The following is a 17,844-nucleotide window of genomic DNA, read 5'->3' as shown; positions in this document are numbered from 1 at the left end:
CGCCGCGCCCGTTTTAAGTCACTGTTGCGACCACGGCGTCTGGCAACCACGCCTGCGGTGTATCTGCGCTGCGACGATTCGGGCCCCAGGCAATGACGCGCGCCTCTACGAGGTTTTCGATCACGAAAGGGTCGCGCGCAACGATGGCGTCGATCTCTTCGCGCGATTCGGCACGCGCCAGGATGCCACCGCCCTCCCGCGGGAAGAACGGTCCTGACATCAGAAAGTGGCCGCTCGCATAGTGGGCGTCCAGATGCGCGCGGTGCGCAGGCAGCACACGATCGAGTGCTTCGAGCGGTGCGGTGTAGTTGAAAAGAATCAGGTACAGCATGCGATGGCTCCTTGTTGGGTGAGGTAAAACCTTCGAAACGCGAGACCCGGCAGCGTGAAGCAACGACGCTGAGTGTCCCGCAGAAATGGGTACGCTTTGCACGGAAACCCTTCGGCGCGCAGGGTTCTCAAGGGCGCAAGAGCAGTGCGCCCGAGGTCTGTCCGGCTTCGAGCGCGGTGTGGGCAGCAGCCGCATCTTCCAGCGCATAGGTGCCGCCCACCGGCACGCGCACGCCGTCGAGCATGCGCTGCAATGCCGCCTGCGCTCCCGTCCGGTAGTTCGACAGATCGGCCATGTAGCGGAATACGCCTGGCCGTGCCAGCGCAATCGAGCGCGACGGTCCAAGCGCGGCAAGATCGACGGCGCTCGTTTGAGCGTTGCCCACATCGCTCGCCTGACCGATGCTGGCCACCATGCCGAACGGCCGCGTCACTGCCAACGACGTCTGCAGCATGGCGCCGCCAATGCCGTCGACCACGTAGTCGACGCCTTCTCCGCCGGTGAGCTGCAGCACGGCCTCGCGCACGTCCTGCTGGCGATACAGCACGGCGTGGTCCGCGCCGTGGCCGATGGCGACGGCGGCCTTCGCTTCGCTGCCCACCGTGCCGATCACGCGCGCCCCCTGACGTTTGGCCCACTGCACCAGCAACGCGCCCAGGCCACCGGCCGCTGCATGCACCAGCAGCGTATCGCCGGCGCGCACCTGCCGTACCCGCGTCAGCAGCATGTGCGCGGTGATGCCGCGGACCAACGTGGCCGCCACGGTTTCGTCATCCAGCGCATCGGGCAAGGCAATCGCGCGCTCGGCCGGAATGTTGCGATGGCTGGTGTACCCACCGGGCGCGCCATCCACCAGGCCGGCCCAGGCCACGCGCTGGCCAACCACAAAGCCGCGCACATCCGTACCCAATGCCTCCACCACGCCGACACCCTCCACGCCGAGCACCGCCGGGAATGCCGGCACCGGATACAACCCGGCACGGTGATACACGTCGACAAAGTTCACGCCGACGGCGGTGTGGCGCACCGTCAACGCGTTCGGCGCGGGCGGCGGCAACATCAGGCTGGCGGGCCGCAAACCCAATGCTGGTCCGGGTTCTCGGAGTTGGATCAACTTGGCGTGCATGGCAAAAGTCCTCGCAGAAATGGGTACGCTTTTCAGTTTTTTGAATGACGGGTACTGCGTTCGTCACGTTGTGAAACAAGCGTAATCCGTTCAGAATCACCCGGGAATTCACAAAAACCGATCAGCTTCTGTGCAAAAAAGCCCAGGTCGACCAAAAAATGTGCGTGCCCTGGCGCGTGCGGCAGCGGCCGAACCTTCCTCTTCCTTGCAGTGGGATGACGTGCGCTACTTTCTCGTGCTGGCGCGCGAAGGCAGCTTGTCGGCCGCTGCGCGGCGGCTGGCGGTGGAACACACCACGGTGGCGCGGCGTGCCGATGCGTTGGAGCAATCGTTGGGCGTGCGCCTGTTCGACCGCCTGCCGCGCGGCTGGCGCCTGACGGCTGAAGGCAACGCACTGGCCGAGCGCGCCGAACGCATGGAGCAGGAAGCCGCCGGCTTTGCACGCGCAGCAGCGGGCGCGGGCAGCTTGCGCGGGACGGTGCGTATCTCTGCGCCGCCCACGGTGGCCAGCCACATCATTGCGCCAAACCTGGCGACATTGCGCCGGCAATGGCCCGGCATCGATCTCGTGCTGCTGGGCGAAAAGCGCAACGCCAACCTGATGGCGCACGAAGCTGACCTGGCGGTGCGCCTGTCGCGCCCGACGTCATCGACTTTGGCGACACGGCCGCTAGGCGATCTCGGCTACGGCCTGTACGCCACCGCAGAGGTGCTCGCACGCCCCGAATCCGAATGGGAATTCATCGGCTACGACGAAAACCTGCGCCACGTCCCGCAACAGCGCTGGCTGGACAACTACGCAGGCGACCGTCGCGTGGTCTTACGCTGCAGCGACCTGGCGGCGATGCATCAGGCGGCGCTGGCCGGACTGGGCGTCGCGGCGCTGCCTCACCTGCTCGGTGCGCCCGCAGAAACGGGTACGCTTTTGCGCCGATTGCCCGTCGACGACCCTGCGTTGCATCGAGAAATCTGGCTGGTGATCCACCCCGACGTTCGACGATCACCGCGCGTGCGGGCGGTAGCCGACGCATTGATCGCGCTGTTCGACGCACAGAGACACGTGTTAGCGGGGATTTGAACGTACGCAGAAACGGGTACGCTTTTGGGTGAAAATGAACCGCAAACCAAATGGATATGCGGTTCTTGCGCCTCGGCAATATTGCATGCCGAGGCGTGCAAAAAACACTCAGCCGCCCAAGTAGGCTTCGAGCACGCGCGGATTGCCCAGCAGGTTTTTACCGCTGTCAGCCAGCACGATCTGGCCGGTCTCAAGCACGTAGCCGTGCTGCGCGATCTTCAACGCCTGGCGCACGTTCTGCTCGACCAGGAAAATCGTCAGCCCTTCGGCATTGATGGTGCGCAGGATGCGGAAGATCTCCTGCACAATGATCGGCGCAAGGCCCATCGAGGGTTCATCCAGCAGCAGTACGCGCGGGCGAGCCATCAACGCGCGGCCGATGGCCAGCATCTGCTGCTCGCCGCCCGAGAGGTTGCCGGCCAGCCCATCGATACGCTCCTTCAGGCGCGGAAACAGGTGGAACACGCGCTCCAGATCAGAGGCGATCTGGCCCTTATCTTTGCGCGTGTAAGCGCCCAGCTCCAGGTTTTCGAGCACCGTCATCGTGGTGAGCGTGGCGCGCCCTTCGGCCACCTGCACGATGCCGCGCTCCACACGCTTGTGGGCAGACAACAGCGTGACGTCTTCGCCCTCGAACAGGATCTGGCCGCGCACATCCCCCTGCGACTTCGGGATCAGCCCCGACAGCGCCAGCAGCGTGGTCGATTTGCCCGCACCGTTTGCGCCAACCAGCGAGGTGATTTCACCGGCCTTGAGCGCAAAGTCGATGCCCTTGACGGCTGCGATGTGCCCGTACGACACATCCAGCCCTTTGACTTCCAGCAAGGTGGTCATGCCGTCTCCTTCTGCGCGGCATCGCCGTTCGCTTCATCGTCGTCATCGCGGCCCAGGTACGCCTCGATGACTTGCGGATCGTTGCGGATCGCCTCGGGCGGCCCTTCGGCGATGATGCGGCCGAAGTTGAGCACCGCAATGCGCTCGCACAGGCCCATCACGAAGCGCATGTCGTGCTCGATCATGAAGATCGTGTAGCCGCGCGCCTTGATGTTCTCGATCTCGGCCATCAGGTCGACCTTCTCGCCCGTGTTCATGCCGGCGACGGGCTCGTCGAGCAGCAGCAGCTTGGGTTCGGTGGCCAACGCCCGCGCGAGTTCAAGCTTGCGCTGGTCGCCGTATGAGAGGTTGTCGGCAATGTCATGCGCCTTGTGGTCGAGCTTGACCCACGAGAGCAGCTCGAGTGCACGGTCGCGCGCGCGGCGCTCGGCGGCACGGTACTTTGGCAGCGAGAGCAGCAGGCCCGGCGCACTGTAGTCGAGATGCCGGTGCATGCCCACCACGACGTTTTCCAGCAGCGTCATCTCCTTGAAGATGCGGATGTTCTGGAACGTGCGTGCGATGCCCATCTGCGTGATCTGGTGCGGCTTCTTGCCGACCAGGTTCTCGCCATTGAACGTGAGCGAGCCACCGGTGGGTGCCAGCAGGCCGGTGATCAGATTGAACACCGTCGTCTTGCCGGCGCCGTTCGGGCCGATCAACCCGAAGATGCTGCCTTGCGGCACTTCAATGTTGACGTCCTGCAAAACCGACAGGCCGCCAAAGCGCTTGGAAATGGAGGTGAGTTTCAGCATGGCGGCCTCAGTGCGATTCATTGGAAGCAGCCGGGGTGGTGCCCGTACCCGGCATGGTGCCGCCGCGCTTGATGCCGAACCAGCGCGCGAAACGCGCCGGATCCCAGATGCCCTTGGGCAGGAACAGCACGATCACCATCAGGATCACGCCGTTGACGACCAGGCGGAAATCCTTGAACGCACGCAGCAACTCGGGCAGCAGCGACAGGATCAGGCTGCCGAGCATCGGGCCCGTCAGGCCGTTGGTGCCGCCCAGAATCGTCATTGTGAGAATTTCGACGCCGCGGTCGAAGCCGAATTCGTTCGGGCCGATAAAGAACGTCAGGTGCGCATTGAGTGCGCCCGCCAGCCCGGCGATGGCCGCACCCAGCGTGAACGCCAGCAGCTTGGTGCCGGCCACGTTGATGCCCATGAGCCCGGCTGCGGTTTCATCTTCCTTGATGGCCTCGAACGCGCGGCCGACCTTCGAGCGGCGCATGCGCGCCAGCACGAACAGCGTGGCCAATACGGCCACCGCCACATGCCACCACTCGGTCAGTTGCGGAATGCCGTTCAGGCCCAGCGCGCCGCCGGTCCAGTTCTCGGTGTTCAGGATCAGCACGCGCACGACTTCGCCAAAACCAAGCGTGGCCATGGCCAGATACACACCGGAAAGACGCAGCGTCGGCCGGCCGATGACGACGGCCACCACGGCCGGTGCCACCATGCCGCCGAACAGCGCGACCGAAAACGGCATCTCGGCGTTCATCGTCAGCAGCGCCGCCGTATATGCGCCGATGCCCATGAAGGCCGCATTCGCCATCGCCAGCAGGCCGCACGACAGCGTGAGATAAATGGACAGCGCCAGCAACGCGTTGATGCCGAGCGTGAGCACCAGGTTGCTGTAGACCGACCAGAAGTTGTCGAGCCATTCCATGTCGGTCTCCTTATGCCTTGCGTTCCAACACCTTGCCGAACAGCCCTTGCGGTCGCACCAGCAGGATCAGGAACAGCAGACCGAACGCCACCGCGTCGCGCATGGTCGAGCCGATGTAGGCCACCGACAGCACCTCGGCAAACCCGAGGAACAGGCCGCCCAGCATTGCGCCGCGAATATCGCCCAGGCCGCCCAGGATGATGACCGCGATGCCCTTGTGCAGCATCGGCTGGCCCATCAGCGGGAACACGGCGTTGGAGTACAGGCCGATCAGCACGCCCGACAACCCACCCAGCGCCGCCGCTGCAAACGAGGTCAGCAGGAACAGGCCTTCAACGTTGATGCCCAGCAGCGCGGCGGCTTTCGGCGACTCCGCAATCGCGCGCAGTGCGCGGCCGAGTTGCGTGCGCTTGAGCAGCAGCATGAGCGCCGCCATCAGCGCGAAGGACAGCACGATGATGCCCAGCTCCAGCGGGGTGAGATGAATGCCGCCCAGATCCAGCGAGGCATCCGACACGAGCCCGGCCGGAAAGCGCAGGTTCTCCGCACCAAACGCGCCTTGCATGGCGTTGTTGATGGCGATGCCCGCACCGATGGTCCCGATCATCGGAATCAGGTGGGGCGCGTTGCGGCGGCGCAGCGGGCGCAGCAGCAGCACGTCGATGATGAGACCGGCCACGCCGCTCACGGCAAAGCCGACGGCCAGTGCCGCCCACAGCGGCAGTTCAAAGTGAAGGACGACCTGCAGCGCCGCATAGGCACCGAGCATGAAGACCGCGCCGTGCGACAGGTTGATTACGCCCAGGATGCCGAAAACCAGCGTGAATCCCAGGGCGAACAACGCATACACGCAGCCGAGCGACAGCGCATTGACGAGTTGCTGTTCCAGCATGATGAATCAGAGTGAGGTGCGGCCGAATGTCACCAAAGCAGCCGCAGAAAAAGCGATGGGGCGTAGGTTTAGCTACGCCCCGCGTTTCGGTTTCAACGAGAACCGAAGGTTACTTCTCGATCGTGTACTTACCGTTCTTGGTTACGCTCACGATCGGCGTCTGCACGGCGTCGTAGCCAGCCGGCTTGCCGCGTGCCGTCACCTGGCGGAACGCAAACGCCCCGGTCGCGCCGGTGTGCTTGACCGCCGGCAGCGCATCGCGGATCGCCTTGCGATCGGCTTCGAGGTTGCCGCTGAACTTGACCGTCTTCAGCGCCTTGCTTGCGATGTACATGGCGTCATACGCCTGCGCCGCAAACTGATCCGGCGCTGCCTTGTACTTGGCGGTGTAGGCGGTGATGAACTTGCTGTTCTCGGCCGTGTGGTTCTCGATCGACCACGGGCTGCCCACCCACAGGTTGTCGGACTTGTCCTTGGCCAAGTCGAACACCTTGACCGAGTTCATGCCATTGCCGCCGATGACCGGCACGTTCAGGCCAAGCTGGCGCGCCTGCACCATGATCGGACCGCCTTCGGCAATCAGCGCCGACAGCACGATCGCATCCGGGTTCGTCGCCTTGATCTTGGTGAGCTGGGCCTTGAAGTCGACGTCGCCCTTGGCGAACGTTTCGGTGGTCGTCACCGGGATCTTCAGATCTTCGAGCGCCTTCTTGAAGTTGTCGTAGCCGCTCTTGGTGAAGACGTCGTCGTTGCCGTACAGCACGGCCACCTTCTTCACACCGGCCTTTTTCACAACGGTCTGGATCGTGGCCGGCAGCACGTCGGCTTCGGTCACGGAGTTGCGGAAGACGAAATCGCCGATGCTGGTGATGCCGTCTGCGGTGTTGGAGGTACCAAAGGCAACCGTCTTGGACGCCTGCGCGATCGGATCAGCCGCCTGTGCCGAGTTGGACAGCGTGGGGCCGAACACCATCGCCACCTTGTCCTGGAAGATTAGCTTCTTGAAGACGTTGATGGCCTCTTCCTTCTTGCCCTGCTCGTCTTCGATCACCAGCGCGATCTTGCTGCCGTTGATGCCGCCCGCAGCGTTGATCTCATCAGCAGCCAGCTGGAAGCCGTTGCGGATGGCCACGCCGTACTGGGCTGCGCCGCCCGACAGCGCTTCGGCCACACCGATCTTGATGTCCTGGGCCGCAGTTGCCGCGCCCGTTGCGATTGCCGCCCCCGCAGCCACTGCCGTCAACAGCAGCCGTTTGATCATTTTTTGCATGCGAACCTGCTCCTTGTTTGTCCGTCGCGATTGCTTGAATGCGATTCGTCTCGAAGATGCGCTGGCCCAACACCGTCGCTCCCCCCGCATGCGCCCTGCATCGCGTCCGGACGCTCGCCTGTCGGGTTTCGCGCCACGAAGACAAGCAACGTTGGCGAAACGGCGGAAGACCTGCCGGGCGAGCGATGCCGGATCAGGCATGCGTGCACCGGGAGTGCGTCGGAGTGTGAAGCGAAGGCGCCATGGGTACAGCGCTCTTGTGCGACGCGCCGGGGTGGCCGGCACGTGCAGTCAGTCGCGGGACTTTACCGGAAAGCGCACGACCGTGCGATAGGGGATTGTCCGCCGCCCGGCCTGGGGGGCGGCTATTGCGGCGCAACATTGCCTGCGCGATACCGTCAAATCGACGTGGAGCGTACCCGTTTCTGCGTGCCTTGCGGCACCGCGAAATTAGCCTGTCGAGAGCTCGTCGGCGCTCACAAACAACCCCTTGCCGCGCGATTTGGCTTCGTACAGCGCCTCGTCGGCGGCTTCGAAGACAACGCTCTGCGCCAGCGTACGCGCGTCGAAGGTCGCGATACCGATGCTCGCGCCAACCTGCACCATCGTCTCACGCAACCGAAACGGCTTGTTGCAGGCGGCAAGAATATTGGCGGCGACCGTCTTCGCGTCGTCCGGGTGCGACAGGTGGTCCAGGATGACGGCGAACTCGTCGCCGCCGAAACGCGCCACGCCGTCGTACGGGCGCACGGCCCGCGCCAGGCGCTGTGCGAAGGTACGCAGCAGCACATCGCCCACGGCGTGCCCGTGCGTGTCGTTGACGACCTTGAAGCCATCGAGATCGACCAGCAACAGCGCGCCGGTGGACCCGTTCACGCGCGCCTGGTCCAGCGCCGCCAGCAAACGCTCTTCAAAACCGGCACGATTGGCCAGACCGGTGAGGTGGTCGGTGGTCGTCAGCGCGCGTAGGCGCAGCTCTTGTTTCTTGCGCTCCGTGATATCGAGCGTGACCGAATGCACTCCCGCCACGCGGCCTTGCGCATCGAACTGCGGAAGGTAGCTGACCTCTTCGCACCGGTACAGATCGCGGCCCCGGAGTTCGCGCTCAAAGACCATCGTCTCGCCACCCAGCGCACGCCGCAACGCATCGCGAAGGCTGCTGTAAGCATCGTCACCCACGACTTCACGCAGGGTCTGTCCGAGCATGCTCGCGGCCGATCGCCCATACGCTTTCTCGTAGGCGGCATTCAGGAAGCGGAAGCGCTCGTCGGTGTCAATGAAGGCCACCAGCGCGGGCAGCGCGTCGGTCACGGTCTGCAGCGTTTCGCGGCTGCGCTGCAGCGCTTCCTTGGCGGCCCTGTCCTGCGTGATGTCGCGCATGACCGATGAGAAGTACTCCATACGCCCGGCTGGATCGCGGTGCGCGATGATCATGTGGTTGATCGGCACGACCTGACCTTCTGCACCTCGCGCGGTGGTTTCGCCAATCCATACCCCATCGCGCGCGGCCGCAGGTACGGCCACCTCGCGCAGCCAGCCCATCGTCTCGGGTGGGTAGAAATCCGCAACGGTCAGGCCTTGGAGATTGGCATCCAGCGCAATGCCGGCAAAGCGGCGGCCGGCCGGATTCATGTAGGTGATGTTGCCCTGCACGTCGCTCTGCGCAACGAAGTCGGTGGTGGAGTCGAGAATCTTGGTCAGCACGCGCGAAGCCTGTTGCGCCCGCGCCCGTATGGTGATGTCTTCCATGACGCCAACGTGGCCGACCACCTCGTCGTCAACCCGCACCGGCGCCGTCGTGACCACCAGCAATCGCTCGCCGATGCCGGGCACGATCACGCGCTGCTCGGCGTTGTAGCCGGCGCCTCGCGCGACCGCTTCGCGCCAGCCGGCCATGGTGGCATCGCGGTCGTCCGGATGCAGGCGCGCGAGCCATACATCGGCCAGCGCCTCTTCATGCGTGGCACCAAGCAGGCGGCGGTACGCCTCGTTGGTATAGACGGTCCGGCCATCTGCATCCGAGCGAAACAGCCCGAGCGGCGAAGCATCGTTCACGGCTTCCAGCTCGGCACGCTGGCGCATGACCTCGCCCATCAGCCTATGGAACGCTGTCGATACGGCATCGATTTCCGCGGAAGCACCGTCCAACTCGAGCGGCGGCGCGTTGCGCAAGTCCGTGGCCGATAACTGCGTCATGGCGGCATGCAAGCGGCCAAGCGGGCGCAACAGCCACAGCATCGCCGCCCACACCGACACGCCAATCAGCGCCGCCAGCACCAGGAGCGACCAGCGAAAACGCTGACGCATGAGGAAGAGCTGGCGGTTGGCCTCGGCGCCGGGCAGCACGGCAGCAAGCGTCCAGCCGGCCGCGATGATGTCTTGCGTGGTGACCACGTCGCCGCCAGGCTCAGGCAGCGCATCCGGGTCCGCGCGGAAGGCCGCAGCCGCCACAGGATCAGCATCCAGCGGGGCAAGCGTCTTGTCGGCCGCGGGGTGCACGATATAGATGGGGTTGTCGCCTCGCGTGATCAGGTAGACGTGGCCGGTCTGGCCCACGCGCGTGTCGCGCAGGTCGCCCAGAAAGTTCGGCTTGAGGAGGTACAGCGACGCGCCGATCAGCCCGACGAGATTGCCGTCCTGATCGTGCACAGGCGCGGCCATGATGACAATGGGCTCTCCGCCGACGCGGTTGCGAAGCGGCGCGGAGATGGTCGGCTGATCGACGACCATGACCTGCTTGAAGTAATCCCGATCTGAAATATCGATGCCGACCACGCCCTCGCGGTGCGGCGAAGTGGCCGTCACCTTACCCTCGGCCGAGGCCAGGAACACGCCGTCGAACAGGCCGCTGGCCGGCTGGATGGATCGGTAGAACGCCGCTTCCTGCGCGGGGCTGTCGAACCGCACGGTGCGCATCTGCTGCGCGGTGCGCTCGAGCACGCCCAGGTAGGTGTCCAGCCGCTGCTTGAGATCTTCCGCCGACTCCTTGACCAGGGCCGTCTGTTGCACCTTGATCTGCGCCATCACCTCGCGGCGGATCGGCTCGCGCTGCGACCAGCCGAACAGGCTCACCACCGTCACGCTGATGACGGTCGCCATGATGGCCGCCTGCGATTTCAGGGTCAGTTTCATCGGACCGTCGGCTGGCACCGGTGCCCCGCGCGACCGGTGTCTTGTTGTAGTTAAAGGGCAAGCACCATAGTGCTATGCCCGCCGGTCGTTGTCGAGCGGCCCGCAGGGTCTAGCGGCGGCCGCAGACGTAGGCGGCGGAGCGGGCAGCGAGCGTACCGGAGCGGATGCGCATCCAGTGCGCGCCGGCGGCGGTATCGGTATCGAGGGTGGCGCCGTCCGGCCCGCGCACCACGTAGTCGACCAAGCGGATCCGCTGGCGATGGCAGTCGATCTCCTGGCGCGAGAGGATCACGGTGCCGGGCCGGTAGCGGGCCCCATGGGCGCGGCGTTCGCTGCGCCTGAGCACGGTGCGCGCCAGAAAGGTCTTGTGGCCGGTACGGTTGGAGCGCAGCGACGTGCGATCGATGGAAGCCACGACGGATGTCGTCGTCAGGTATTCGTGCCAGCGTCCAGCCTGGGCAGGCACCGCCATGCCAAAGGCGCCCACGCCGACACCGCATATCCAGATCCACCGCCACATCATGCGTTTCACGACCGTCCGTCCTGCCATATCAAGAAGCCAAGAAGCGGCACTGCTGCCGCAGGCACATATTGTAACAATCGGTCCGCAAGACTTGCGCCCGCGCCCTCAGGTAGCATGCGGCCACCTTCATTGCCTCAGCTGCGCCATCCGCCATGCCCACCGTCGCCCTGTCTGCCCTCGTTGCCCATGCCGTCGCCGCTTTGCTTATCGCAAGCGTGCCGGTCGTGGCGTGGTTCTGGTTGCGGCGGCGCTTTGACCTGGCGTGGCGCGACATCGGCGTGGGCGCGGCGGTGTTTGTCGTGTTTGCGCTGGTACTGGAACGCACGCTGCACCTGTATCTGCTGCAGCTCAACCCGATCACGGCGCACTGGTTGCGTATGCCCGTGCTGTTTGTCATCTACGGCGCGCTGATGGCCGGTTTGTTCGAGGAAAGCGGACGCTGGCTTGGCCTGCGTTTTCTCGTGCGCAAGCCGGGGGGTGCCGCCACACCTGTGGCCTACGCGCTCGGTCACGCGGGCATCGAAGCGTGGCTGGTCGGTGCGGCATCGCAGGCGCAGATGGTGATGTTCGGCATTGCCGCCAACCGCGGCGAGCTGGAATCGCGGCTCGCGGCCAGCGGCGCCGATGCCATGGTCGGGACCATCCACGCCATGCTGGCGCAGCTCTCGCCGTGGCTGGCGCTCGGTGCAGTGAGCGAGCGCATTGCCGCGATGCTGATCCAGTTCACGCTCACGCTGGTGGTGTGGCACGCGGTGCGGCAACGGCGGTTTGTGATTGTCGTGCTGGCAGTGCTGCTGCACGCGCTGGCGGACTTGCCCGCTGCGCTGTACCAGGTACATGTGCTGCCCCTGGCCGTGACCGAAGCGATCTACGCCGTGGCGGCCGTGCTGCTGGCAGCAACGTGCTGGCCCCCACAAGGCGGCCGCAAGATCGGCGAATCCTCGCTGCGCTAACTGCTGCGGAAGTGGTCCGGCTCGATCCCGTGCCGGTTGAGCTTGTCGTACAGCGTCTTGCGCGGCACGGCCAGCAGATCGGCCGCGCGGGCAACATTGCCCTCCGTCGCGCGCAGCGCTTCCTCGATGGTGGTGCGTTCGACCGCCATCATCCGGCCCGCCAGGGAATGCTGGCTCGCCTCCGAAACCACCAGGCCGTCGTCCAATCCGAGGCAAAAGCGCTCGGCAACGTTCTTCAGCTCGCGCACGTTGCCAGGCCAGTCGTGGTGCTGCCAGCGCATCATGTCCTGCGCAGACCAGTCGGGCGCCGCACGCTCGTAGCGCACCGCGGCCTGCTGCAGAAAGTGGGCCATCAGCAACGGAATGTCTTCGGCACGCTGGCGCAGCGCCGGTAGCGCAATCGACACGACATTCAGGCGGTAATACAAGTCCGCGCGGAACTGCCCGTGATCGGATGCATCCTTCAGGTCGACCTTGGCGGCGGCCACCACACGACAATTGACCGGCACGCTCGCGTTGCTGCCCAGCCGTTCGATGCTGCGTTCCTGCAGCGCGCGCAGCAGCTTGGCCTGCAGCGACAGCGGCATCGATTCGATTTCGTCCAGGAACAGCGTGCCGCCATCCGCATATTCCATCTTACCGATGCGGCGGCGGTTGGCCCCCGTAAATGCGCCCGCCTCGTGGCCGAACATCTCGCTCTCGAACACGGATTCCGGCAGCGCCGCGCAGTTGAGCGCGACGAACGGCCCGCGACGTCGGCTGCCTTCGTGAATGGCACGCGCGAGCACTTCCTTTCCCGAGCCGGTCTCGCCCGTGACGAGGATGTCAGCATCGGTCGGTGCCAGTGCGGTGACGAGACGGCGCACGTTCTGCATGACAGCGCTCTGGCCGATCAACGGGTACGCCTGCCGGCCCTGCAGCGCTTCACGCAAACGCAGGTTTTCGGACGTGAGCCTGCGCTTTTCCAACGCGCGCCGCACCACGTCGACCAAGCGCTCGGAGTGAAACGGCTTCTCCATGAAGTCGTAGGCGCCGGCGCGCATGGCGGCCACGGCCATCGTCACATCGCCATGACCGGTGATGAGGATGACGGGCAACTGGCGGTCGTGCTGCAGCATCTCGCGCAGCACAGCAATGCCGTCGCGGCCGGGCAGGCGCACGTCGGTGACGACCACGGCGGGCGTTTGCGCGGCGAGTGCGGCCAGCGCGCTTTCCGCATCGGCAAAGGATTGCACCGGCACATCCGCCAGCGTGAGCGCTTGCTCGCAGCCCAGGCGCACCACGTCGTCGTCTTCGATCAGGAAGACGGGCGCGTGGTCGATGGGGGAAGGGTCCGGCGTACCGTGTTCAGTCATGTCGGTTTCACAACGCGTTCAAGCTCGATGATGAATTCTGCGCCACCCGCATCGTCACCCGCATTGCGACCTTCGAGCCGGCCGCCAAAATCTTCGATGATCGCCAGCGAAATCGCGAGGCCCAGCCCCAGGCCCTGGCCATCGTCCTTGGTGGTGAAGAACGGCTCAAACAGGCGCGGCAGCACGTCGGCGGGAATGCCCGGGCCGAAGTCGCGCACGGTGATGCGTACCCATTTCTCGATGGGCTGGACGCTCACGCGCACGATCGCCGATTCGGCTGCGGGCGCCTCGGCGGTGGCGTCAATGGCGTTGCGGATGAGGTTGACGAGCACCTGCTCGAGCCGCACGGCATTGGCCCAGACCGCAAGATCGGTCGGCACCGGCTCTGTCACCACCGTCACGCCGGCCTGGCGGCGACGCGTCTCAACCAGCATCAGCGCCTGGCGGATGGCCTCGTCCACCGAGACGGCCGCGCGTGCCGCATCGCCCTTGCGCGAGAACGCCTTGATGTGCGAAACGATACGCCCCATGCGTTCGGCAAGCTGGCTGATGTGCGTGAGGTTGCCGCGCACTTCGTCGATGCGGCCGCGCTCGGCAAGCTGGTTGGCGTTGTCGGATAACGTGGTCAGCGCGGTGAGCGGCTGGTTGAGTTCGTGCGTGATGCCGGCGGCCATCTGGCCGAGCACGGCGAGCTTGCCGGCTTGCACGGCGGCATCGCGCGTTTCGCGCAGGATGCGTTGCGCGGCATCGAGCGCCTCGACCTTGCCGGCCAGCGCGGTGTTGGCCGACGTCAACTCGGCGGTGCGCTGGGCGATGCGGGCTTCGAGGTCACGCTGGACTTCGCGCAGCGCGGCGCGCGCGCGGTGCTGCTCTTCGCGCCGGCGCGTACGCAAACGCAAAGCAACGAGTACCGCGAAGATCAGCGCCATCGCAAACGCGGCGCTTGCACCGGCCACCAACGCGGTGCGCTGCTCGTCGCGCGGGTCGATCAACACGGCGACTTGCCAGCCGAGCAGGCCCACCGGGCGGTACTGCACACGCAGTGTCGACACCGATTTTCCGGGCAACGCCACACGCACGGTCTGCGGGGGATGGTCCGCAGAAAAGGGTACGCTCGCGGCTTGCCCGTCGCTCATTCCGAGCGGCGTGAGGATGTGCGGGGCGTATTGGCGCGTCGCGTCGAGTGCGGCGCGCTGGTCGGCGCTCAAGGTGCCGAGCGTGCGGTATTTCCACTCGGGTACGGACGACAGGAAGATCACGCCGTGCCGATCCACCAGCAGCACCGTATCGCCGCTGCGCGACAACGTGGCCTCGAACGCATCGAGGTTGACCTTCACGACCACCACGCCGATCGGCTTGTTGTCTTCGCGCACGGGAGCGGCGACGAAATAGCCCGTCTCGCCCGTGGTGTTGCCGACGCCGTAGAAGCGACCGAGCCCTTCGCGCATGGCCTCGACAAAGTACGGGCGGAACGCGTAGTTCTGGCCGACGAACGAGGTCGGCAGATCCCAGTTGCTGGCCGCAATCGTGAGGCCGGTCGTATTGATCAGATGAGCGGCGGCCAAGTCGGTGGCCGCCTGGACTTCTTTCAGATAGGCGTTGGCCGCGCGACGCATGACGGCGTCGCCAGCCTGGGGATTCTCTTGCAGCGCGACGTGCAGCACATGCTCCAGCGCCGCCAGCCTCGGCAATGACTCATAGCGCGCCAGCGTGCTGCGCAGGTTCTGCGCATAGAAAGTGGTGCGCTGGCCGGCCTCTTCAGCACGCGTGGCGACGTAGCGCTGCAGGGCGACGGCGTACGCGCCCCATCCCGCTGCTGCGCAGCACGCCGCCATGGCCAGCGCGACGGCCACACGCCAGCCACGTCCGCGTGCGGGTTGGGCAAGGTCGGCATGGCCGTCGGTTGGCGACATGGGTTCAATGTTCGATGCGGGAATGCTCGCGAGTATCGCGCATGAACACGTACACCAACAGCGACAGGAAGATCGTGCCCGTTACATACCAGTAGAACAGCGATTCGTGGCCTGCCTGCTTCAGCCACAGCGCGATGTACTCCGCCGTGCCGCCAAAGATCGACACCGTGAGTGCATACGGCAGGCCCACGCCCAGTGCACGAACTTCCGCGGGAAACAGCTCCGCCTTCACCACCGCGTTGATCGACGTGTAGCCCGAGACAATCACCAGTGCGGCCATGATCAGGAAGAAGGCCGTCCACACGTTGGTGGTCTGGCTGATGCCGGTCATGATGGGCACGGTGAACAGCGTACCCAGCACGCCGAACGCAATCAGGATCGGACGGCGGCCAATGCGGTCGGACAACCCGCCCACGATCGGCTGCAGCATCGCGAACAGCAGCAGCGTGGCGCCGGACACCAGCGTCGCCGTGTCCTTTGACAACCCCACCGTGTTGGCCAGGAACTTCTGCATGTAGATCGAGTACGTGTAGAACGCCACCGTACCGCCCATCGTCAGGCCTACGACCGTCGCAACGGCGCGCGGATGCTTGGCCAGTTCCGACAGCGTGCCGCGCTTCTTGTTTGCCTTAGCGGCAGTAAAGGACTGCGTTTCCTCCATGTGCGAGCGCATGGCCATTGCCACCAGCGCACACAGCGCGCCAATGAAGAACGGAACGCGCCAGCCCCACGCCTCAAGCTGCGCCGGCGACAGCACGAACTGCTGCAGCACGATCAGCAGCGCCAGCGCCGTCAGTTGGCCGGCGATGAGCGTGACGTACTGGAAGCTTGAATAGAAGCCGCGGTTTTCCTTGTTGGCGACTTCGCTCAGGTACGTGGCCGAGGTGCCGTATTCCCCACCGACTGACAGGCCCTGCAGCAGACGGGCCAGCACCAGCATCACGGGTGCCGCAACGCCGATGGTCGCGTAGCTGGGCGTGAGCGCAATGATGAGCGAGCCCGCGCACATGAGCACCACCGAGAAGAACAGTGCGCGCTTGCGGCCGTAGCGATCGGCGTAGATGCCCATCAGCCAGCCGCCCACCGGACGCGCCAGGAAGCCCACCGCAAACACCGCGGCCGTATTGAGCAACTGTGCGGTCTGGTCGCCCTTGGGGAAGAACGACTTGGCAAAGTACAGCGCGAACGCCGAGTAGACATACCAGTCGTACCACTCGACCAGATTGCCAACCGAACCGGAGAAGATGGAACGCAGACGACGGCGTACGTCTGCGGGAGTGTCTTTGGTGGGGGCCTGCGCGGGCGAAAAGTCGCCCGTGACCGCACCAGCCTGAGGCTGCGTCATGGTGTCTCCTTGGAGCGTTGGCGGCGGCCTTTGCTGGTGACATGTCGCACATAGAACTGCATGTGAGACGTCCGAGCGGTCCGCCGGTTTATGGGTGGTCGCTCTTACTCAAGAAGCATTCCATGCGAAAAGCAGACGCGCAGATCCGCCGCAAAAGCCCGTGGCACAAGGCTTTGCAGGAAAGCGACGAACGGTGGACGAAGGGAGGAGTGTGCGGTTTCTCAGAATCGACCGGGGCGACCTGTGCGGAAACCCGCACGACCGATTCTGAGAAAGGGAGAGGCGAAGCTCAGGCGGCCACGCTCAGCGGAATGGTGTCGCGGACCAACGAATCCAGTTCGGCGGACACCTCTTCACGCGTTGCGGACAGGCCCAGACGGTCATGCAGATACGCTTCAAAGTCAGCGCGCACTTCCGGATGGCGCAGCGCAAACTCGACCGTCGCCTGCAGGTAACCGAACTTGCTGCCGCAATCGAAACGCTGACCACGGTAGCGATAAGCCAGGATCTGCTCTTCAGCAAGCAGGCTCTGGATGGCGTCCGTCAACTGCAGCTCGCCGCCCGCGCCAGGCTTCAGATTGCGCAGATGATCGAAGATGCGCGGTGTCAGGATGTAGCGCCCGACCACACCCAAGTTGGACGGCGCATCCTTGGGCGCCGGCTTTTCGACAATGGCATCGAGCTTGACCAGGCGGTCATCCCATTCGCGGCCGGCGACCACGCCGTACGAACGCGAGGCTTCAGGCGCAATCGTTTCGACGCCGACGATGGAGCAACGGTAGTGATCGTAAAGCTCCGTCATCTGCTGCATGACGGGCGGCTGGTTGTCCAACAAGTCGTCGGCCAGGATCACGGCGAAGGGTTCGTCGCGTACCAGTTTCTGCGCACAGAGCACGGCGTGGCCGAGGCCCAGGGTCTCGGGCTGGCGGACATAAAAGCACTCGACGCCGGACGGTTTGATGGACTGCACCATCTCCAGCAATGCGTGCTTGTTCTTAGCGGCCAGCTCAGTTTCCAGCTCGTAGGCCTTATCGAAATGGTCTTCGATAGCGCGCTTGGCGCGGCCCGTAATGAAGATCATCTCCGTGATACCCGCAGCGGCAGCCTCTTCCACCGCATATTGGATCAGCGGCTTATCGACGATCGGGAGCATCTCTTTCGGGCTCGCCTTGGTGGCGGGTAGAAAACGTGTACCGAGTCCTGCCACGGGAAACACGGCCTTGGTGATCTTCTCGTTCATGACAACTCCATTGGTGAGACGTAGCGTCATGAGCAAGTCATATGCCAGCGCAAGCCAATGGGTCGACCCGTTGATGGAACGCCATCTGGCGTGTCCCGCGCAACGCTACGAGCACCGCATTGGCATCTTTCCTACAACCGGT

15 protein-coding genes are annotated in these 17,844 nt (G+C 64.9%); 2 read left to right on the top strand and 13 right to left on the bottom strand.

Going from position 1 to position 17,844, the window contains the following annotated elements; all coding sequences use genetic code 11:
- Positions 1–13: 13 nt before the first annotated feature.
- Complete coding sequence (locus NG898_RS20120) at positions 14–331, bottom strand: YciI family protein (RefSeq protein ID WP_252694073.1); 318 nt, start codon at positions 329–331, stop codon at positions 14–16.
- Between the two features lie 127 nt (positions 332–458).
- Positions 459–1,457: a quinone oxidoreductase family protein gene (locus NG898_RS20115; protein WP_252694072.1), complete on the bottom strand. Its 999-nt coding sequence runs from the start codon at positions 1,455–1,457 to the stop codon at positions 459–461.
- A gap of 205 nt (positions 1,458–1,662) precedes the next feature.
- Here NG898_RS20115 and NG898_RS20110 point away from each other — a divergent pair, with 205 nt between their 5' ends.
- The gene (locus tag NG898_RS20110; protein ID WP_252694173.1) at positions 1,663–2,535 is read left to right on the top strand and encodes a LysR family transcriptional regulator; all 873 of its coding nucleotides are present in this window, start codon (positions 1,663–1,665) and stop codon (positions 2,533–2,535) included.
- 108 nt (positions 2,536–2,643) lie between these two features.
- Here NG898_RS20110 and NG898_RS20105 read toward each other — a convergent pair whose 3' ends face one another.
- The 7 genes from NG898_RS20105 to NG898_RS20075 all read right to left on the bottom strand — a co-directional run bounded on the left by NG898_RS20105 (position 2,644) and on the right by NG898_RS20075 (position 10,923).
- On the bottom strand, positions 2,644–3,369 hold the full coding sequence (locus tag NG898_RS20105) for an ABC transporter ATP-binding protein (protein ID WP_252694071.1): 726 nt from the start codon (positions 3,367–3,369) through the stop codon (positions 2,644–2,646).
- A complete protein-coding gene (locus tag NG898_RS20100) occupies positions 3,366–4,163 on the bottom strand; it encodes an ABC transporter ATP-binding protein (protein ID WP_252694070.1) in 798 nt (265 codons plus the stop codon). Before NG898_RS20100 ends, NG898_RS20105 begins: the two co-directional genes overlap by 4 nt.
- Positions 4,164–4,170: 7 nt before the next feature.
- Positions 4,171–5,079 carry a branched-chain amino acid ABC transporter permease gene (locus NG898_RS20095; protein WP_252694069.1) on the bottom strand — a complete coding sequence of 303 codons (909 nt, stop codon included), beginning with the start codon at positions 5,077–5,079 and terminating at the stop codon, positions 4,171–4,173.
- A gap of 10 nt (positions 5,080–5,089) precedes the next feature.
- Complete coding sequence (locus NG898_RS20090; protein ID WP_252694068.1) at positions 5,090–5,971, bottom strand: branched-chain amino acid ABC transporter permease; 882 nt, start codon at positions 5,969–5,971, stop codon at positions 5,090–5,092.
- 109 nt (positions 5,972–6,080) lie between these two features.
- On the bottom strand, positions 6,081–7,241 hold the full coding sequence (locus NG898_RS20085; RefSeq protein ID WP_252694067.1) for an ABC transporter substrate-binding protein: 1,161 nt from the start codon (positions 7,239–7,241) through the stop codon (positions 6,081–6,083).
- 450 nt (positions 7,242–7,691) lie between these two features.
- Complete coding sequence (locus NG898_RS20080; RefSeq protein ID WP_252694066.1) at positions 7,692–10,373, bottom strand: diguanylate cyclase domain-containing protein; 2,682 nt, start codon at positions 10,371–10,373, stop codon at positions 7,692–7,694.
- Positions 10,374–10,482: 109 nt separating this feature from the next.
- A complete protein-coding gene (locus tag NG898_RS20075; protein ID WP_252694065.1) occupies positions 10,483–10,923 on the bottom strand; it encodes a surface-adhesin E family protein in 441 nt (146 codons plus the stop codon).
- A gap of 125 nt (positions 10,924–11,048) precedes the next feature.
- On the opposite strand from NG898_RS20075, the gene NG898_RS20070 reads away from it, so the two are divergent.
- The gene (locus tag NG898_RS20070; protein ID WP_252694064.1) at positions 11,049–11,849 is read left to right on the top strand and encodes a YhfC family intramembrane metalloprotease; all 801 of its coding nucleotides are present in this window, start codon (positions 11,049–11,051) and stop codon (positions 11,847–11,849) included.
- Here the strand turns inward: NG898_RS20070 and NG898_RS20065 are convergent.
- The 4 genes from NG898_RS20065 to galU all read right to left on the bottom strand — a co-directional run bounded on the left by NG898_RS20065 (position 11,846) and on the right by galU (position 17,702).
- A complete protein-coding gene (locus tag NG898_RS20065) occupies positions 11,846–13,204 on the bottom strand; it encodes a sigma-54-dependent transcriptional regulator (RefSeq protein WP_252694063.1) in 1,359 nt (452 codons plus the stop codon). The two genes, NG898_RS20070 and NG898_RS20065, sit on opposite strands and share 4 nt — an antisense overlap.
- Positions 13,201–15,117 carry a sensor histidine kinase gene (locus tag NG898_RS20060; protein WP_252694062.1) on the bottom strand — a complete coding sequence of 639 codons (1,917 nt, stop codon included), beginning with the start codon at positions 15,115–15,117 and terminating at the stop codon, positions 13,201–13,203. The genes NG898_RS20065 and NG898_RS20060 overlap by 4 nt, the downstream gene beginning before the upstream one ends.
- Positions 15,118–15,121: 4 nt before the next feature.
- A complete protein-coding gene (locus NG898_RS20055) occupies positions 15,122–16,462 on the bottom strand; it encodes an MFS transporter (protein ID WP_092970812.1) in 1,341 nt (446 codons plus the stop codon).
- A gap of 289 nt (positions 16,463–16,751) precedes the next feature.
- Positions 16,752–17,702 (bottom strand): UTP--glucose-1-phosphate uridylyltransferase GalU, encoded by a 951-nt coding sequence (galU, locus tag NG898_RS20050; RefSeq protein ID WP_252694061.1) that lies wholly within the window; start codon positions 17,700–17,702, stop codon positions 16,752–16,754.
- Positions 17,703–17,844 lie beyond the last annotated feature (142 nt).

It is taken from the genome of Ralstonia mojiangensis (assembly GCF_023955645.1).
In the GTDB taxonomy this organism is placed as follows: Bacteria; Pseudomonadota; Gammaproteobacteria; order Burkholderiales; family Burkholderiaceae; genus Ralstonia; species Ralstonia mojiangensis.
Note: the sequence above shows the minus strand (reverse complement) of the source record. Positions and strands in the feature narration are given on the sequence as shown.